Source organism: Micromonospora sp. NPDC050980, from assembly GCF_040653835.1.
GTDB lineage: Bacteria > Actinomycetota > Actinomycetes > Mycobacteriales > Micromonosporaceae > Micromonospora.
The window spans coordinates 117,569-135,275 of sequence record NZ_JBFAGS010000017.1; the positions used below are offsets into that span (position 1 = coordinate 117,569).

Annotated in this window: 15 protein-coding genes; 5 read left to right on the forward strand and 10 right to left on the reverse strand. The window is 68.8% G+C overall.

From position 1 onward, the window contains the following. Positions 1-3: 3 nt before the first annotated feature. Genes AB0H28_RS23155 through AB0H28_RS23170 form a run of 4 tightly spaced genes read right to left on the reverse strand, consistent with a single transcriptional unit; the run spans position 4 to position 4,069 of the window. Entirely contained in the window at positions 4-1,263 is a 1,260-nt protein-coding gene (locus tag AB0H28_RS23155) for a SidA/IucD/PvdA family monooxygenase (protein WP_358043743.1), read from the reverse strand. Positions 1,264-1,277: 14 nt separating this feature from the next. Then, the gene (locus AB0H28_RS23160; protein WP_358043745.1) at positions 1,278-2,342 is read right to left on the reverse strand and encodes an FAD-dependent oxidoreductase; all 1,065 of its coding nucleotides are present in this window, start codon (positions 2,340-2,342) and stop codon (positions 1,278-1,280) included. After that, positions 2,329-3,693 (reverse strand): class I tRNA ligase family protein, encoded by a 1,365-nt coding sequence (locus AB0H28_RS23165; protein ID WP_358043748.1) that lies wholly within the window; start codon positions 3,691-3,693, stop codon positions 2,329-2,331. The genes AB0H28_RS23160 and AB0H28_RS23165 overlap by 14 nt, the downstream gene beginning before the upstream one ends. Then, on the reverse strand, positions 3,686-4,069 hold the full coding sequence (locus tag AB0H28_RS23170) for a cupin domain-containing protein (RefSeq protein ID WP_358043751.1): 384 nt from the start codon (positions 4,067-4,069) through the stop codon (positions 3,686-3,688). The genes AB0H28_RS23165 and AB0H28_RS23170 overlap by 8 nt, the downstream gene beginning before the upstream one ends. A 511-nt stretch (positions 4,070-4,580) precedes the next feature. Between AB0H28_RS23170 and AB0H28_RS23175 the strand changes: the two genes are divergently transcribed. After that, positions 4,581-5,498, forward strand: coding sequence for an NB-ARC domain-containing protein (locus AB0H28_RS23175; RefSeq protein ID WP_358043754.1), 918 nt, complete (start codon positions 4,581-4,583; stop codon positions 5,496-5,498). A 35-nt stretch (positions 5,499-5,533) separates the two neighbouring features. Here the strand turns inward: AB0H28_RS23175 and AB0H28_RS23180 are convergent, their stop codons facing one another. Next, positions 5,534-6,208 carry a pyridoxamine 5'-phosphate oxidase family protein gene (locus tag AB0H28_RS23180; RefSeq protein ID WP_358043757.1) on the reverse strand — a complete coding sequence of 225 codons (675 nt, stop codon included), beginning with the start codon at positions 6,206-6,208 and terminating at the stop codon, positions 5,534-5,536. Positions 6,209-6,323: 115 nt separating this feature from the next. Further along, a complete protein-coding gene (locus AB0H28_RS23185) occupies positions 6,324-7,232 on the reverse strand; it encodes a septum formation family protein (protein ID WP_358043760.1) in 909 nt (302 codons plus the stop codon). 597 nt (positions 7,233-7,829) lie between these two features. Here AB0H28_RS23185 and AB0H28_RS23190 point away from each other — a divergent pair. Both AB0H28_RS23190 and AB0H28_RS23195 read left to right on the forward strand, forming a co-directional pair. Continuing rightward, a complete protein-coding gene (locus AB0H28_RS23190; protein WP_358043763.1) occupies positions 7,830-9,146 on the forward strand; it encodes an ISL3 family transposase in 1,317 nt (438 codons plus the stop codon). A gap of 82 nt (positions 9,147-9,228) precedes the next feature. Beyond that, positions 9,229-9,507 (forward strand): hypothetical protein, encoded by a 279-nt coding sequence (locus AB0H28_RS23195; protein WP_358043766.1) that lies wholly within the window; start codon positions 9,229-9,231, stop codon positions 9,505-9,507. A gap of 93 nt (positions 9,508-9,600) precedes the next feature. Here the strand turns inward: AB0H28_RS23195 and AB0H28_RS23200 are convergent, their stop codons facing one another. From AB0H28_RS23200 to AB0H28_RS23210, 3 genes are all read right to left on the reverse strand, one after another. After that, the gene (locus AB0H28_RS23200; protein WP_358043768.1) at positions 9,601-10,134 is read right to left on the reverse strand and encodes a hypothetical protein; all 534 of its coding nucleotides are present in this window, start codon (positions 10,132-10,134) and stop codon (positions 9,601-9,603) included. Positions 10,135-10,245: 111 nt separating this feature from the next. After that, positions 10,246-11,472 carry a restriction endonuclease gene (locus AB0H28_RS23205; protein WP_358043771.1) on the reverse strand — a complete coding sequence of 409 codons (1,227 nt, stop codon included), beginning with the start codon at positions 11,470-11,472 and terminating at the stop codon, positions 10,246-10,248. After that, on the reverse strand, positions 11,459-13,630 hold the full coding sequence (locus AB0H28_RS23210) for an N-6 DNA methylase (RefSeq protein WP_358043774.1): 2,172 nt from the start codon (positions 13,628-13,630) through the stop codon (positions 11,459-11,461). Before AB0H28_RS23210 ends, AB0H28_RS23205 begins: the two co-directional genes overlap by 14 nt. 948 nt (positions 13,631-14,578) lie before the next feature. Between AB0H28_RS23210 and AB0H28_RS23215 the strand changes: the two genes are divergently transcribed. Beyond that, positions 14,579-15,361, forward strand: a complete 783-nt coding sequence (locus AB0H28_RS23215; RefSeq protein ID WP_358043777.1) for an HAD family hydrolase — start codon at positions 14,579-14,581, stop codon at positions 15,359-15,361. Positions 15,362-15,665: 304 nt separating this feature from the next. Next, a complete protein-coding gene (locus tag AB0H28_RS23220; protein WP_358043781.1) occupies positions 15,666-15,911 on the forward strand; it encodes a site-specific integrase in 246 nt (81 codons plus the stop codon). Positions 15,912-16,377: 466 nt separating this feature from the next. Here the strand turns inward: AB0H28_RS23220 and AB0H28_RS23225 are convergent, their stop codons facing one another. Then, on the reverse strand, positions 16,378-17,046 hold the full coding sequence (locus tag AB0H28_RS23225) for a hypothetical protein (protein ID WP_358043783.1): 669 nt from the start codon (positions 17,044-17,046) through the stop codon (positions 16,378-16,380). Positions 17,047-17,707: the final 661 nt, after the last annotated feature.

Below are 17,707 nucleotides of genomic sequence, written 5' to 3' on the forward strand. Positions count from 1 at the left end.
GGGTCACGCCCACCGGGTGCTGAGGAACTCGTCGCGGAACGGGCAGACCACCCGGCCGGCGATCGAGTTGAGCACCATGGCGCTGCGCACCGGCAGGATGCTGAGGTTGGAGTCGACCAGCCCCTGCACGTAACGCCCCCGGTTCAGCACGAAGATCTTGTGCTGGTCGGCGTGCTTCCACCGGATCGAGTAGTCCGACTCGATGACGGGTTGACCCCGCTCGTCGACGTCGACCAGCGCGGTCAGCTCCTCGTCGAACGGCAGCGGGGCCTGCTTCCGCCCCGCCGCGACCACCAGGTGCACCGCCCGGTGCCGCTCCTCGCCGCTGCCGGCGGTGAGGCACTCCAGCTCGATCTCCCCGTCGAGCTGCCGGGCCGCGGTGACGGTACGGCTCGGCATGATGGTCACCGGGAACCGGCCCGTGCGCAGCCGCTCCTCGTAGTTGTGCTGGTAGATGCCGCGCAACGTGCCAGGAGAGATGCCGTCGCTGGTGAGGATCTGCCCGGAGACCAGGCGTTCCCGCACGTCCCGGGAGAGGTTGAGGAACGCCTCCTGGTAGGCCGGCCGGTACAGGTCGTTGGCCGAGGGGGAGTCCTCCAGCGGCGCGAACCACGACCGCCGGCCGATCCACCGGATGTCCCGGACCCCGCGGGCCAGCAGCGCCGCCACGCACTCCGCGCTGGTCTGCCCGCTGCCCATCACGATCCACGGCGCGTCCGGTTCGTCCGCCACCGTCGACAGGCGGTGGTGCAGCTCGTCGGCGACGAAGACGTGCCGGGGATCCAGGGCGGCGAGGAAGTCCGGCCGGAACGGCACGGTGCCGGTGCCGAGCACCAGGTGCCGGGAGCGGGCGACGGCCACGTCACCGCTGCGGCTGACCAGCGCGCCGTCGAAGTCGACCCGATCGATCCGGGTGCCGTAGACGATGTTCGGCAACTGGCCCGCCGCCCAGCTCAGATACTGCTGGTATTCGATCCGGGGGATCGTGTCGAAACCGGCGCCCAGCAGGGCGTAGACCCTCCCGGTGGTGACCAGGTAGTTGAGGAACGACAAGGGGTGGGTCGGGTCGTAGAGCGACACCAGGTCCTTGACCCAGCCGGTCTGCATCCGCACGCCGCTGTGCAGCATCCCGTCGTGCCAGCCCGGCTGGTCCCGGGACTCGAACAGCGCGATCTCGTGCGGCGCGAGCACGTCGTACATCGCCGCGAGGCTCAGGTTCGCGGGCCCCGCGCCGATCCCCACGGTGTGGTATGTCTGCGTCATCTCTCTGCCTTCGGCTAAGGCGTCGGAACCCCGACGGACGATGGGTGGTCCAGCAGAGCGCTGGCTGCGCGTCGGCTGGCGGCCAGGGCGGTCTTGGCGGCGCCTCCGCTCCCGCCGGTGAAGGTGTGCACGGTCCGGGAGACGGCCCGCAGCGCCAGGCCGGGGGGCTCGCTGTAGCAGTCGGCCGCGCTGACCGGCGGGCCCGCCGGTCGCGGGTCCAGGCCGGGCAGCCGCCGCGCCGCCACCACCCGGACCCGCGCCGCGAGTTCGGCGTCGGGCGCGGGGGTGGCCGGGTCGACGTCCCAGCGGGAGCTGGGCAGGCCGAGCAGGAGTCGCCCGGGGCCGGCGGGCCGGCCGTAGAGGCCACTGGTCTCGTCCACGAACGACGGCAGGTCGGCGCGGCGCACGACGTGGTGGGCGTACTGGATGTGCTTGGTGCGCAGGCGGGTGTCCAGCCCGGCGGCGCGCAGCAGTCCCGGGGTCCACGCCCCGGCGGCCACGACCACGAGGTCACCGGCGAGTCGCCGGCCGTCGCGCAACTCCACCGTGTCGCCGTCGAGCCGGGCCATCGGCACCGCCTCGGTCCGGGTCAGCCCGGCCAGCACGGCCCGCCGCAGCCGGTCCGGCACCACGTGGCCGGCCCGCCGCTCCCAGACCCCCACCGCGTGCGCGGGCAGCCCGGCGACACCGAAGCGGCGGACGACCTCCGCCGCGTCGAGCACCTCGGCGTCGGCCGCGTCGGCACCGGCCCCGACCCCGCCCACACCCCCGGCAACGGTGTCCGGGTCGAGCAGGTAGAGCGAGCCGGTGCGCCGCCAGCCGGCCTCCGCCGCCAGGCCGGGGTCGCCCCGCAGCTCGGCGAGGCTGGCGGCGGCCAGGGCGCGGGCGGTCGGCTCCGGCTCGAAGGCCCGGACCAGCCCGCCCGACGCGGCGGTGGCGTCCCGGTACCCGCCCGACGGGCCGTCGGTCGCCGTGCCGACGAGCACCGCCTCGGCGCCCGCGTCCTGCAACCGCCGGGCCAGCAGGACCCCGGCCAGTCCGGCGCCGACGACGAGTATCCGCGGCTCAGTCACCGGCACCCGCCGGGAGGGTGCCGCCGACGAGGCCCAGCAGCCGGGCCGCCCGTTCGGGTCGGCTGCCGGCGGCGGCCAGCGCCGCGCGGACCGCGGCGGCCGGGTCGAAGGCGTCCGGGCGCAACGCCCGCTCGCCTCGGGTCAGCTCGGTGTCCGCGAGCGCCACGTCGAGCTGAGGTCCGGTGCCGTCGAGCGCCGCAGCGTAGCGGGCCTTGAACGCCTCGTACGCCGCCGGCAGGAAGTCGGACTCGTAGCTGTCCGGCCGGTCCCAGCTCACGAACGCCCGGACCACCGCCGGGTCCTCGGTGGCCAGGAACTCGTGCGCCCAGATGGCGTGCCCCCGGCTCGTGGAGAACTTCGCGCCGGTGAGCCGGTAGAACTCGTTGACCACCAGCCGGGTCGGCCGCTCGGGCAGCCCGGCGGCCAGGTGCAGGGCGGGGATGAGCACCGCGTAGTAGAAGGCGTTGTCGATGCCGAGGAAGAGCAACTGTTCGTCGACGTCACCCCAGGCGTCGAGGTAACCCGTCAGCGCGCCCGCTTCCGGGCGCAGATGGCGGGCCGGCAACACCAGGTTGGCCAGGGCCATCTCGGCCCACACGTCCACCCGCAGGCCGTCACCCCACTCGATGCCCCAGTCGCTCGGGTAGGCCAGCGCGACGTCCGGCAGCCCCGTGTCGAGGTAGGCCGCGACCAGCCGGCGCAGCCGGGGCGGCAGGACCGCCCGGGACCAGAACTCGCACAGCCGCTCCCGGTGCTCCTCCAGCCGGAGGACCGGCACCGGATGGGTCACCGGCTCCGGGACGGCCGAGCAGCAGGTCGAGCGGGCGTCGACCAGGTCCGCCGCAGTGCGGAAACCGCCGCATCCCTCGCAGGTGCCGCCCGCCGCCCCGGCCCCGCAGCCCGGGCAGGTCCCGACCACCCGGGCGTGGTGCAGGATCCGGTGACAGCCGGCGCAGGCACGCAGCGACATCGGGGCCAGCTCGACGACCTTCGCCTCGACCAGCTCGGTGAGCAGTCGGGCCACGGCGTCGCGGTAGCCCGCGTCGGCAAGCGGGTCGACCATCACGTCGTACCCGATGCGCGCCGCGCGCAGCGCCTCGCCCACCAGCGAGCCGTAGTGCGCGGCGGTTTGCGCGGGTGTCTCGCCGCGCGTCTCGGCCCGGGCCGGCACGTAGTTCTGGTGGGCGTCCAGGCCGCACTGGGTCAGGACCCGTCGGCCGTCGGCGCGCAGCGCGCGGGCCGCGATGTCCCCGGCGACGTACGGGCCGGAGAGGTGCCCGACGTGCAGCGGCCCGTTCGGCGTCGGTGGCGGCGTCACCACGAGGACCACCCCGGCGGGGGCCGCGCCGTCAGTCACGGCCCGCCCCGGCGTCCCGGCCGCCCTCGACGCCGGCATCGGCGGTACGCGGCATCCAGTAGATGCTCAGGATGGTCAGCGGGATCTCCGGGGAGGGGTTGTGGATCACGTGGGGCCGCTCGGGGTCGAGCAGGATCACCCCGCCGGTCGGCACCTCGACCTTCTCTCCGGCCGCCTCGTAGATGGCGGTGCCGCGGGTCACCACCGCGAACTCGACCTCCGGGTGCACGTCCTCGGCGCTGCTGGCTCCGGGCGGGATCACGCACCACATCGCGTCGAACGGCAGCGACCCCAGGTCGCGGTACTGCTGCCAACGGCCGATCTGGATGCCGTACTCGTCGGTGAGCTGCGCGGTGTCGCTGATGTACTTCCGCATGGTTGTCCTCCTGATCGCGGTCACCTGAGCGGCGGGGTCCTGGGTCGGTGCCGGCGGCCCGGCGGGGCGGCGGTCGTCGGCGTGACGGTGGGTTCACGTCCCGCCGGCGTCGCGGCGCGGACAGGTCGGCGGCGTGCCACCAGCCGGGGCGGGCCCGGCGTCGGTGGCTATGGTGGCGGGCGCCGCTCGCGCCGGCGGCCCGGTGGAGGCGGCGCCGGGGCGGCACCGTCAGGTGCCGGGCCCGGCGCGTGCCGGGTGGCGCGGTGCGCGACCAGGCCGACATCAGTCATGGCCCACCGCTGATCGAGACACCGCCTCCCCCGGCTTCGGTCAATTCGCCGCGGTGAATGGCGGCACTGCCACTGTCGGCGTAGGGTCGCGCTGCGAACAGGCAGACAACCGGCAATTCAACGGCAACATCGCTGCCGAGCCCCGGATCAGTGGCCTCGACTGCGGCGTACCGTCGGCACGAATCGGCCAGATCCGCCCGGAGCAGGCGAGTGGAGATGGCATGGTGATCGACCACCAGGTCGCCCTGAGTGATGAGATCGTCGCGGCCCGGCAGCGGGCCCACCTCACCCAGGAGGAGCTGGCGGCCCGAACCGGGCTGAGCGTGCGCAGCATCCGCAACCTGGAGTCGGCGCGGGTGCTGCGTCCCCGGCCCGCCACCGTCCGACTGATCCGCGACGCGCTCGGCCTGCCCGGCCCGTCATCGCCCCTGCCGCGGCCGATGCAACTGCCGCTGGACGTGCCCGGCTTCACCGGCCGCGTCGCCCAGCTCGCCCAGCTCGACCGGCTCCTCGACGACAGCCTCCGGGCAACGTCCACAGTGGTCGTCGCCCTCGTCGGTCGCAACGGGATCGGCAAGACCGCGCTGGCGCTGCACTGGGCGCACCGGATCGCCGCCCGCTTCGCCGACGGGGTGCTGCACGTCGATCTGGGCGGCAACCGGGCGCAGAGGTCACCGGCGTCGCCCGCCGAAGCCCTGGGCTGCCTCATCGAGGCGCTCGCCGTGCCGGCCGGCGGCATCCCGCGTGGCCTCGACGCCCGGGTCGGGCTCTACCGCAGCCTGCTCGCCGGGCGGCGGATGCTCATCGTGCTCGACGACGCGCGGGACGCCGACCAGATCCGGCCGCTCCTGCCCGGCACGGCGGGGTGCACGGTGCTGGTGACCAGCCGGACCCGGCTCATCGGGCTGGTCGCCGGGGAGGTCGCGCGCCCCGTCGTGCTCGACCGCCTCGCCCCGGAGGAGGCGTACGAGCTGCTGTGCGCCCGCCTCGGTGCGCACCGCCTCGCGGCGGAACCCGAGGCGGTGCGCGGGATCGTGGCCCACTGCCGGGGCGTGCCCCGGGCGCTGGCGATGGTAGCCGCCTGCGCGGCCGTCCAGCCCAGGGTGTCGCTCACCGAGCTGGCGCGGCGACTGCGCTAGCGCGCCGGTCGTCCGCCCGCCCCCGCCGGCGGGGTTCAGGACCGGTCGGCGCGGGTCCCGGCGCGGGCGGCCACGTGCGCCGGCACCGCCACGGTCGCGGGCAGCGCCGGATCGGTCAGCGGCTGCTGCCACGTCGCGACCAGGGGAAGCTCACCGGCCCAGAGGCCGAGCGCGGCGTCCGGGCCGGCGCCGTCGTCGGGCGGCCCGCTGCGGGTCTTGACCGACGCCTCGGCCAGCGGCAGCGCCAGCAGGACGGTGGCCGCGAGTTCTCTGCCGTTCGGCGCGCGGGTGTAGTCCCACTGGCCCGGCGCGACGTGCTCGGTCAGCAACCGTAGGCCGTACCGCTTCTCCTCGGCGTCGACGACCCTGCGCGGGGTCCCGTAGATCATCGCGCTGCGGTAGTTGACCCCGTGCTCGAAGACCGAACGCGCCAGGACCAGCCCGTCGACGACCGTGACCGTGGCGCAGACCTCGGCGTCGGTGGTGAGGCTCCGGCTGGCCACCGAACCGTGCAGGAAGAGGTGCGTGGTGTCGAAACCGTAGACGGTCGGCACCACCATCGGACAGCCGTCCACCAGCGCGCCGAGGTGGCAGACGAGACCGGCCCGCAGCACCTCGAAGAGTGCGTCGCGGTCGTCGCGTCCCTTCTGGCTCATGCGGCGCAGCCGGGTGCGGGGGGTTGCGGACAACGGCGCGTCGGTGTCGCTCATGACTCGTCTCCCGTCGGTCGGAACGGACCAGGGCGCGAGCGTACTGACCGGTCGGCGCCCGCCGCACTCCTCGGCCGGCGGAAAGGTCCTGGCGGCGTTCGCGTTGCCGCCGTGTTCAGCGAGCCGGTAGGGCCTTCGTGCCACCGCCCTTGATCGAGCGGCTCACCTTCGAGCCCCCCGACCAGTAGAAGCAGCGGATGCCCCGGTCGCCGCGCGCCCACGCCTCCGGGGACGGCACCAGGTACGAGGTGCCCGTCCGGTAACGCAGCGCGCCGTCGAACGGGACCTTCGCGTACCGGGCCACGAGGGCCCGGCACCGCGCGTGCACGCCGTCCTCGTCGCGGCCCGCGTCCTCGTACGGGGTGCCGGGCGCCGTCCACGAGCCGACGTACTCGAACGTGTGCGGCCGGGCGCAGTCGGACTGCTGGAAGGCGCCGTACCGGTCCTCGTTGAGGCACCCGAGGGCCAGCGGCGACGGGCCGTTCAGCGCGCCCCGCAGGCTGCCGGTGTGCTGCACCGGATGGTCGTCCGGATGCTCTCGCGCGGTGCCGCCGTCGACCGTGTCCAGTTCGAAGATGTCGCACCGGAACCAGCGGCTGCCACCCTGCCACCCACCCGGAGACGGCGGCGCGACCTGCACCGTCAGCCGGGCGCCCCGCCAATCACCACCGACGAACGCGGTCGCCTTCGCGTCGCACTCGGCAAACGCCGGCCGCAGCACCGCCGAACCCACCCGCGGCGGGCTGTCCCGTTCGGCCACCGCGCCGGTGAACGTGCCCAGGTGGAAGGTCTCCAACAGGTGCGGCCGGGTGCAGTCGACCGGCTGGTAGCTGGTCAGGTAGCTCGACGGGTCGGCGATCACGTGACAGTCGCCCACGTTCGGGGTGAACTGCACGGCCGCCGCGGCGGGCCGCCAGTCGTCGGTCAGGTCGCCGTCCAGCCCGGCCGGCGCCCCGCACCCCGCCGACGCCGTCACCGCCCCGGCCAAGGCAGCCACCGTCACCCACATCCGCCACCGGCGCATGTCACCCTCCCATCGTGCCGGCGCAGCATATTCCACCCGGTGGCATCACCAGGGACCCGGCGGGTCGCACTCCCGCACCGGGTGGGAACCTGCTCGGCCGGCCCCGAGCCTGGCGGCGAACTGAGCGATCGTGGTCGGGGCGCGGGGGCCCGCACCGGGACGACTCCCCCGGCGTGCCGTACTCGATCACGGGCGGAGCGATCTCGACCGTCGGGCGGGTCGAGGGGTGCCCGCGCCGGCCGGACGGCCGCCCGTCAGCCGGCGACGTGTGGATCGGTGACCCGGCGCTCCGGCCCGCGGCCCACGGGCCGGTTGTTCCCGGCCCGGGCGGCTCGACACCGACGGCCGTCCCGCCGCCGAGGGGGAACTGTTCGTCCGGACACCGGCGCAGGCCGCCGCCTACTGGGCGGACCCGGCCGAGACGGCCGACGTCTTCGTCGACGGCTGGGTCCGCACCCGCGACCTGGCCCGCTTAAACGGGCTCTTCGAACTTGAGCGGGGTTCGCGGCTGAGCTGACCCGAGCGTGAAGGGCTCGCAGCCCATCAGTGATCATCTGAGTGTCTAGTTCGGATGGTCACATGTGAAGAGCTGCGAGCATGGTCAACGATACGACCCGGCTGCTGGGCCTTGACGGCCTGGTCGCCGAGCGGGTCGAACTGGACGTCACCGGCGTCCCGGTGGTGGATCTGTCCACCGGCTGTGAGCAGGCACGATGCTGCCCGCAGTGCGGGCAGCGTGCGATGAAGGTGAAGCAGTGGACTACAACCCGGCCGCGGGACCTGCCAGTCGGAGGCCGGACGGTACGGCTGCGCTGGCGCAAACGTCGCTGGTACTGCCCGACCCCGGCCTGTCCGCGTAAGTCGTTCACCGAGCAGGTCGCGCAGGTCCCGGCCCGTGCCCGGCTGACCAGCCGGCTGCGGCAGGCGGCCGGGGCGGCGGTCGCCGACGCGGGTCGCACGATCGTGCAGGCCGCCCGGGACCACGGCATCTCCTGGCCGGTTGTCGCTGCCGCGTTCGCCGCCCACGCAAGCGCGGTGTTGCCGGCCGAGCCGGAGCCGGTCGCGGTGCTGGGCATCGACGAGGTTCGCCGCGGCAAACCGCACTGGATCTGGGATGCCCACGCCGGTTCGTGGACCGTGACTGCGGACCGTTGGCACGTCGGCTTCTGCGATCTGTCTGGTGGTCAGGGACTGTTGGCGCAGGTCGAAGGCCGTACCACGGCGGCGGTGACCGGCTGGCTGACCGCCCGCCCGCCGGCCTGGCGTGAGCAGGTCCAGGCGGTGGCGATCGACATGTGCACCGTGTTCAAGTCCGCGATCCGGCAGGTGTTACCGCACGCGGTGCTGGTCGTCGATCACTTCCACGTCGTGCAGCTGGCCAACCGGGCGGTCACCGAGGTCCGCCGCCGCATGACCCTGACCCAGCGGGGGCGCCGCGGTCGCGGCAGCGACCCCGAATGGCGGATGCGTAACCGGCTGACCCGCTCGGCCGCCCGGATGCCCGGCAAGCACGTCGACCGCCTCGTCGACACCCTCGAGGCCCTCCCGGCGGCGATCGGTGCTCCGATCCTCACCGCGTGGAACGCGAAAGAAGACCTGCTCGACCTGCTCGCGACCGCCCGCATCCAGCCGAACAGGGAACACGTCCACCGGCTGCTGCACCGCTTCTACGCCCGCTGCGCCGCCTCTGACCTGCCCGAGCTCCACCGGATCGCCACCACGATCGAGACCTGGTGGCCACAAATCCTGGCGTTCCTGACGACCGGCATCACCAACGCCGGCTCGGAAGGAACCAATCGAGTTATCAAGACCGTCGCCCGCGACGCCTACGGCTTCCGGAACCCCGAAAACCAGCGCCTACGGACCCGCACCGCCACCACCCGACGCCACCGCGGACACCTCAACCCCGCTTAAGTTCGAAGAGCCCTTAAACGGCGACGGCTACCTGCACCTGCTCGGCCGGATCCGGGACATCGTCATCGTGCACGCCAACCTGGTGTACGCCGGCCCGATCGAGCTGGTTCTCGCCGCCGACCCCACCGTCGCCGAGGCCTACGTCGTCGGCCGTCCCGACGACGTCAGCGGGGAGGCGGTGCACGCGTACGTGGTGCCGGCCGCAGGCCACGACATCGATGCCGGCCGGCTGCGTGCGATGGTGGCGGAGGCACCGGGCCGGCCGTCGGTTCCGCAGACGATCCAGTCGATCGAGCGGGTACCGATGGCGTCGAGCGGCAAACCGGACAAGCGCGCCCCGGCGCGCATGACGATCAGGTGATGGTGCCGCGGCACCCGCCCCGGGGAAGGTCGCCATCCCTTCCCGGCCCGTTACCTTTTCGATCGTCCCGGCGCGACCCGAGGGCCGCCGTGGTCAGAAGACGCGCGTTCGGCACGGCCCGGACCAAAGGTGCGCGAGCGGGCCGACGGCGCCGTCTCGTCCAGGTTGCCGGCACGCGCCCGACAGGTCGATGTCCATGACGGCGGGGCTGCCGTCGACCTCCTCGAACTCCGCGTCGGCGCACCGGACCCGGTCCAGATCCCGGCCGGTGATCACACCGACCCGGACCTCGTCGAACGCCTCGGGGAGATCCGTGACGAGCCAGACCGCATCGTCCTCGTCGACAACTGTCGCGGTGGCGGCGCCCAGCACCCACGGCTCGCGCTCACCCTCGAACGGCCGGGCGCCTGCGGTGTAGGCGTTCGCACGGGCGTACACCGGTTGTTTCACGTCGACGTATTTCTGCTGATCGCTGGGCGGGTTGCGGGACAGCCGTGTGCCCTGCGCCTGCCAGTCCAGCCAGGTGCCGAGCGAGCAGCCGTGGATCCGGTTGTGCCGAATCACCACATCGATGGCCGCGTGCAGCTTGATGCCGGCGATCTCGTAGCCGTAGAACTCGCGCTTCACGCTGATGCGGTAGATGTGGTTGTCCTCGATCGTGGAGAACGCGGACTATGGCCCACAGCCTTACGGCCGTGGGCCAGTCCTCGACTACTTGGCAAAGTCAGCCTGGAGCAATCAGTCTCCCCCAACGCCCTCGGCGATCTCTGCCAACGCCTCATCCCCGGCAATAGCAGGCACGGATGCTACTTCGCCCGCCAACTCGGCCTCGGTCATGTCACCGCAGAGCTGAACCCATACAGCACCCATCGGTGATCTGATCATCTGATAGTCTTCAGATATCCAACCGATGGTATGGACTCCTTCTTCGCTTACGATTCCAAGCTTCAAGTCGAGATCTTGCAGTTCTCCGAGCGAATAACATCTCCGCTGACCGAGAAGCGTATTGCAATTCGCGTGCCCCCAGCCGATAGCGCTGGGAGCGTGTTGTAGCTCACCGTATACGAGCGGCACTAAATGGAACAGATTAACCTCGGTCGACCTAGTCGCACCCTCGACTTGCATTCCAGCATTGGTCAGGCCGGCTGCCGCAGTAAACGAAACCGTATCGTGGAGCTGAGTGTAGTCCAAGGTCCTGAGACACAGCGGGCAGCATGACAGTCCATTCCGCGTGACGCCGCTGAACTCTTGTTGCTGGTGATCCAGCAGGCTCGCATTGCGTAGTATCGAGCGAATATGTAGCGCCTGCGAAGTAACGTAGGGGCTCCGTCTGGTGTGAACAATCAACCAAACAAGCACCAGTTTGCAGAGGTAGTTGACTTCGACATCCGCATATTCTGGCGCAAAGATGCCTTGCGGCGGCCCTGCTACTGTGTGCGGCCGTCCAGCGCCAGCATTAGGCAGTCTCAGTACATAATGCCCAGTGTCTTTCACCCCTTGCGATCTGCGATCGACCGCCACGCCGTTTTTAAGCAACCCGCGTACGTGCCAGCCTGCGACTGGCGGGAATTTCTCTAGGGCTTGATGGCTTCGATATAGCACGAAGGCGTCCAACCCCACCTGCGGGCTGCCAGGTCTTTCGAACTCTGATCGTGGCACACCGGCCGAGGCGAAGTATTGGTTAGGCAGAAGGCGAATGACGTATCCGTCTTTGAACTGCGCCAGATCAACTTCCGCCAAGCGCTCGTAAGGAACGATTACCTTGCTGTTCCTGTAGACGTGATTTTGGTAGGCACCTTTGGCGCCACCACGAGGCGTCGCATACCCTGCTTTATTGACCTTCGCCCGGTCTTTGGGCAAGAGGAAATCCCAGGCATCTTCTGGCCTTTCTTTGTGGACTCCGCCATGTTTAGCGAGTTTCCTGCATCCTAGTTGGCCGCAGAGTTCCGCATCATAGATCACCATGCAGTGCACGCCCTAGTAAATGAGAGGAGTTGGCTGATACGAGCCGAGCGAGCGATTCATTAACACGGAGGTTGTTTTCGATTTCGGCATCGAGAGCACCGAGCATGTCAGCAATGTATTGCTGGCGAGGCTGATCCGGGACCATGATACTTATGTTTGCGAGACTGCCGCCGCTGATTTCCCTGAAGGTCGTGCCATTGGCATGAGCGTCTAGGAGAGAAGTAGCTAAGCGCAACAAGTAGTACCAGAACTCCGGCACTTGCGTTTCGTCCAGAATCAGAGATCGGATGCCCTGATTAGTGGCCAGCGAGTCTTCCGCGAGTGCGACGAGCCCGATAGGCGCCCTACTCGACACGAGCAAGGCGTTCTTCGGCAGGAGCTTTGCGCTGGATCTCGCAAACCCTTGCTGGGATAGAGACCGGGCGCCCCGAGAAATGTAGCGCCCAACATGCGCAGTTAGGTCCTTAGGCGTGACCCAAGGCACCTCACCGCCAAAGTTGTCGGGGTCGCTAGTCGGGGGCGTCCCACCACCAACGACTTTCGCGACATCTCCGATCCGGACCCGTTGCCAGGTGCTTTCTTCAGGGCGCATTAAATCTGCGAACGATTTGAGGACGCCTTCCTGCGCCTGGACGCGCTCGCTAAAGCGCTGGCGCACTTGCGCCATTAGCCTCTGGTTCTCTTCGGCCAATGCACTTTCGTCGGTGCCAACGCGGTTCATCCCCACATATCGGCTAGGCGAAAGGATGTGGTTGTGCTGCCTGAGGACCTCTAGGTTGACGCTACCGCAGAAGCCTGCAACATCCCCGTAAGGCTTCAGATCGGGCCGCCCCCGCCAGGATCGGTATGTCTCAGCGATCTTTGAAATGTCCCCAGGAGACAAATCACGGGTAGTGCGGCTCGTCATGCGTCCCAACTCCCGCGCGTCAATGAAGAGGACTTCACCTCGGCGGTCACGTCGGGATCCTCCATGCTCGTCAGCCCGCGCGTTTTTATCGGCCGCGAGAATCCACAGGCATACCGGAATGGGAGTGGTGTAGAAGAGTTGCGTGGGAAGCGCGACGATGCACTCGACTAGATCTGCCTCTACGAGCCTCTTTCGAATCTCGCCTTCGCCGTTTTGAGTCGATGAGAGTGAGCCGTTGGCAAGAACCGTTCCCATTGAGCCATTCGGAGCGAGGTGATGGACCATGTGTTGGATCCACGCAAAGTTTGCGTTCGATTCCGGCGGTACCCCGAATTTCCAGCGCTTGTCGCTCCGCAGTTCGTCGCCGCCCCATTTGCTGATGTTGAATGGCGGGTTAGCCAAGATGTAGTCGGCAAGCAAATCCGGGTGCTTGTCATTTAGGAACGAGTCTCCCCATTTGTCGCCCAAGTCGGCCTCGATGCCTCGGAGAGCGAGATTCATTTTGGCCAGACGCCAAGTGGTCGGATTCTGCTCCTGCCCAAAGACACTAATGTCGCCCCGGCTTCCGCCATGCGCTTGAACAAAGGCGTCAGCTTGAACGAACATACCGCCTGAGCCGCAGGCTGGGTCGTATACCCTGCCACTATAAGGCTCAATCATCTCTACGAGAAGTTGCACGACCGTTCGAGGAGTATAGAACTCTCCACCTTGACGTCCTTCGGCCGAGGCGAACTGACCCAAGAAGTACTCGTAGACTCGTCCGAGCACATCCAGATCCGTCCGCTCTGCCGCCAACAAATCGTCTCGTGAGAAAGCTTCGATTAAACCCCGAAGCATTGCGGGTGTCAGTTCGCGCCTGGAGTAGTTTCTCGGCAGAACTCCGCAGAGCGCCGGATTCGCCTGCTCGACCGCTTCCATCGCGTTGTCAATGTGGTCGCCAATTTCAGGTAGCGCCGATTTGAAGAGAAGATCATCCCATCGATGCCCCTCAGGAATCCAGAAGACGCCTGCGGAGGAATACTCGGCCCGGAGGTCGGCCACTGCCAACTGGCGAGTGCAGCGGTCTGGGTCTCTTTTAACGATGCGGTTATGATGAGCGTCGAAGAGGTCTGATACGTATTTTAGGAATATCAGCCCTAGGACTATGTGCTTGTACTCGGCGGCGTCCATGCTTGACCGGAGTCGGTTTGCTGCCTCCCACAGTGAAGCTTCGAGGCCCAAGACTGCTGTCTTCTTACTCCGAGGCGGCATGACTGTCTCCGATCCTGCATGTGCCGACGATCACGGGTTGCGCTGCTCGCCGTAAAGATCATCCGGCTAGGTGCGAGGAGATCCTATGTCGTAAGCCCCTCCGGAGTCCGTACCGCCACCCCTCAGCCGGACACGATGTAACACGCAGCTAGACCCTCACTACCTTGTGCCATCCGCATGCCGTCGACCCGCTCTCGGGGAAGCGGGCCGCCGCCCGGCCCGCCACGTCAAGACGGCCTTGACGGCTCGTACGGACGCTGGCGGGTCGGGCGATGGTCTGCTCGGCTCGCCCGGGTCGACGGCGGACGGGGTGACCCCGCCACCCCAACCACCCACGGACCGCAAGCCGCCGCCGGAGCCCCGGCCACCCTGGAGCCGGAGCGCCCCCCGCCGGAGGCGCAGTAACCGCAACCCCGCCACCGGCCGCCGGCCGCCGACGGACCCGGCGTGCGCTTCCCACGCCACGCGGTGCTGACCGGCGGCTCGTGCGCCCGTTGCGGGCCGCCTTAACAGACGTACAGAAGTTCATATGCTGCCGCGGGGCCGGCCGGCTGCCGGCCCACCAGTCACCGGAAACGGCCTGTCGTCATCCGGCGGCCCTCCGGGCTACCCGCCCTCCGCGCCAGCCGCCGGGCGTGTTGCGTGGCCGGAGTCGGAGCGCCAGCGGAGCGACGGACGCGCGCCCTGGGCCGACCTCGATCACGGACAGCGCGCCGAGTCGGCCTCAGCCCGGCACGACCACAACACGGCCCCGCCGCCGTCGTCCTGTGCGGCCTCGTGAAGAATGGGGCTCATCCTCGCGTGACGCTGGCTGCCTCTACCTGCTCCGTTCGTGGTCGCCTTTCGTCCTTCTGCTCATCGGCTCCACGGTTTCCGCTCGGCCCTCTGCCTGGGTCACCCCTGTCCCCTTCACCCACGCCGTCTCCCACGTCATAGAGGATGGTCGACATGCTTCGGTCCCCGAGTGCGCTCCTTCTGGACTTTGGTGGCGTCCTGGTCGACGCACCGTCTCCCCAAGCTCCGGCACAGCCGGACTTGGTCGACCAGCTCTCGTACCTGGTCGCGGGTACGGTCCCCAGCCAGCAAATCGCCACTGACCTCCGCGAGGGCGCTCGGGCGTACGCGCGGTGGCGCGATGACGTCGGCAGAACCGGCCATCCGGTCGAGCTGCCGCACGCTCGGGTGTGGGCCGACTTTGTCACCCGCACCTGGCCTCAGCCGGCCCGTGACGCCGTCGAGCGGGAAGCTACCTCTCTGGCGTACACGTGGACCTGGCGCGCCGAATGGGAAGTAAGACCCGGAATTCCGGAAGCGCTACAGGCAGCCTCCGACGCCGGCCTACCTCTCGCCGTCGTCAGCAACACTCTCTGCGGCGCGGCACACCGTGAATTCCTCGCCAGCGTCGGATTGTCGCCTCTCTTCGCCGCCGAGTTCTACAGCGATGAAGCCGGCCCTCGGAAGCCGAACCCGCAACTCGCGCTCCTCGCGGCCGACGCCATCGGCGTACCAATCGGCGCCTGCTGGTTCATCGGTGACACTCTCGGCCGCGACGTTGCCTGCGCTCGGCGTGCCGGCGCCCAGGCGGCGATTCTCATGCGCTCACCCCGCACGGACCGGGAGCCACCGCGCGAGGACCTGCGACCGGACGCCAGGGTTGACGACGGCTACGAGCTGCTCGCACTGTTACGCCGAACCTGGGGGACCTCCGCAGCATCGTCGGCCAGGACGTGACGGTGTATCCGCTCGGCGGCCTCGCGGGGAGACAACTCGGACGTGTTCACAGTCAGGTCGGCCCCGGGTAGCGGCTCGGTCGCATCCCACACCCGTAGACGCGCCTCAGTGTCTCCGGTTCGCCGGGCAACGATCCGCTGCTCCGCTACCTCTCGTGGGCACCAGAGGTAGACCACGCACCAGCGAACACCTGTGACCGCTGCGGTGAGGTCTTCACCAACTCGTCGTCGGTCCACTGCGCCGGACCCATTTCCGGGCTCGCGTCTGGCGCCCGTCGCTGGTCCGCGCCGGGCTCCTCGGTGACGTGAGTCGGGTCGGCCACTTCACATGGCGTGCGTCCTGGGTCGACCTGGAAGGCGCCAAGCAGTCGGTGGAGTTCCCCACCGAAAGGGAAGCGGTGGCACACGTGGCGAAGACGGCACCGGGCGGGCTGCGGTTTCACGATCTACGGCACTCGTACGCAACCGAGCTGGTGTCGCGCGGCGTCCCGGTCAACGACGTCCAGACGGTGATGGGCCACGAGAAACCGTCGACCACGCTCAACCTCTAAACCCACCGGTCGGACGGGTGCGATCAACGCATCCGGGAAGCGTTCGCTGACGATCCGCTGACCGCCAACGACGACTGACGATGGAATCAGCAAGAGCCACCCTCCCACGAGGATGGCTCTTCTGCGTATTTCGATGGTGGGCGATACTGGGATCGAACCAGTGACCTCTTCGGTGTGAAGGAATTATCAGCCGTCCATGAGCTGCACATGCAGCAGGGCTGAGCTGCCTGAAGGGTCCACCGCAGTCCATGGGTGTCCGGCGTTGCTCGTGCCCATCGTCACCCAGTTGGTTACCCAGCTCGGGTGTCAGACGTCGAAGTGGAACCTTGACCGGCTCGCGCGCGAGCTGTGGCGACCTGGCTGTCACCCTTGTCGCGGCTCCGCTGTGGGCTGCCGTCGCTGCCGGCTGATTGCCGACGTTTGACGGTGTTGCCCAGCAACGACAGGCACAACAGGTCCACCACGTCTATTTCGCGCTTATTTGCCAATACGTCAGAAAGAAGGTGACAATTGATGAAGCAACGACGCTGAACACCACAACCCATGCCCCTTGCAGGAAAGAACGTCGCTCGCTTATTCTGGCCGGCTTGACGACAGCAATTCCGCCCTTAACGTGATCGCGCCAGACAATTAGACCGAATAGGACGCCCGTCGCGATTAGCCCGATTGCCGGCAAGAGAATGTCTTGCTCCTCGCGGCTGAGCATGTCAGATCCAATGAGTACGAACGAAGCAGCGATGCCGATGCCAGCGAATGCCCAAAACGGTCCGGAGCCAGCCCAAAAGCTCTGTCGCTCCGAGAGTAACGCGTGCACGTCGTCCACGATCACCTTGGCGGCATCGCTCGAAGCCTCGGCGGTGCTAACCTCCGCAGCGGATTGTCCAAGCCGGACCGTTATTGCCGGACTTGCCGTCACGATCGTTATGTTTGTCAGTTCTTCTGACGTAGCTTCTTTGAGGTCCGAGGCTTCGTCAGCGATTGCTCGGCCAGCCCTAAGCGCTACGTCGCTTGTTCTCCGCCTTAGCAGAGTCAAAACGTCGTCGATGTCTCCAACATGGAGTGCCAGCTTTCCAAACGGGCGACGGTAGAGCTCAGGACCCGTTCTTCTAGGCGGCGGATCACGTCTCAATGCCACGGTCAGATCCTAACCCGAGCTGACCATCCATCCCGTCTGCCGTCGACCCGCCCTCCTGGGGAGCGGGCCTCCGCCCGGCCCGCCACGTCAAGACGGACTTGACGCACGGTCGGACGCTGGCGGGCCGGGCGGTGGTCTGCTCGGCTTGCCCGGGTCGATGGCAGGCAGGATGGCTACCGCAACCACCCACGGACCGCGAGCCGCCGACGGAGCCCCGGCCATCCTGGAGCCGGAGCGCCCCCGCCGGAGGCGCAGTAACCGCAACCCCGCGACCGCCGCCAGCTCGCCGACGCGGCCGGCGTGCGCTCCCCTACGCCGCGCGGGCTCGTGGCCGCGCGGCCCGGCCGGCTGCCGGCTCACCCCCACCCGGTCAACGCCGCTGTCGTTCTGCGGCGGCTCCTTGGGCTTCCCGCTTCCGCGCCAGCCGCCGGGCGTGTTGCGTGGCCGGAGTCGGAGCGTCAGCGGAGCGACGGGCACGCGCCCAGGCGGGGGTCTGTCAAGTTAACGGCTGATCTTGGTTGTTGAGGTGGTCAGTGGTTGGCCGGGGTGAGCCGGCCTTCGAAGGCGATCTGGAAGGCGTTCAGGGGTGCTTTCCAGCGCATGGTCCAGCGCCGGCGTCCGTCTCCGGTCGGGTCGAGGCTCATCAGTGCCATGTAGACAC

Excerpts from the sequence above, each read along its gene's own strand:
- AB0H28_RS23155 (WP_358043743.1), bottom strand. The coding sequence starts at position 1,263 with ATGACGCAGACATACCACACCGTGGGGATCGGCGCGGGGCCCGCGAAC.
- AB0H28_RS23170 (WP_358043751.1), bottom strand. The coding sequence starts at position 4,069 with ATGCGGAAGTACATCAGCGACACCGCGCAGCTCACCGACGAGTACGGC.
- AB0H28_RS23175 (WP_358043754.1), top strand. The coding sequence starts at position 4,581 with ATGGTGATCGACCACCAGGTCGCCCTGAGTGATGAGATCGTCGCGGCC.
- AB0H28_RS23180 (WP_358043757.1), bottom strand. The coding sequence starts at position 6,208 with ATGAGCGACACCGACGCGCCGTTGTCCGCAACCCCCCGCACCCGGCTG.
- AB0H28_RS23185 (WP_358043760.1), bottom strand. The coding sequence starts at position 7,232 with ATGCGCCGGTGGCGGATGTGGGTGACGGTGGCTGCCTTGGCCGGGGCG.
- AB0H28_RS23190 (WP_358043763.1), top strand. The coding sequence starts at position 7,830 with ATGGTCAACGATACGACCCGGCTGCTGGGCCTTGACGGCCTGGTCGCC.
- AB0H28_RS23205 (WP_358043771.1), bottom strand. The coding sequence starts at position 11,472 with ATGGTGATCTATGATGCGGAACTCTGCGGCCAACTAGGATGCAGGAAA.
- AB0H28_RS23210 (WP_358043774.1), bottom strand. The coding sequence starts at position 13,630 with ATGCCGCCTCGGAGTAAGAAGACAGCAGTCTTGGGCCTCGAAGCTTCA.
- AB0H28_RS23215 (WP_358043777.1), top strand. The coding sequence starts at position 14,579 with ATGCTTCGGTCCCCGAGTGCGCTCCTTCTGGACTTTGGTGGCGTCCTG.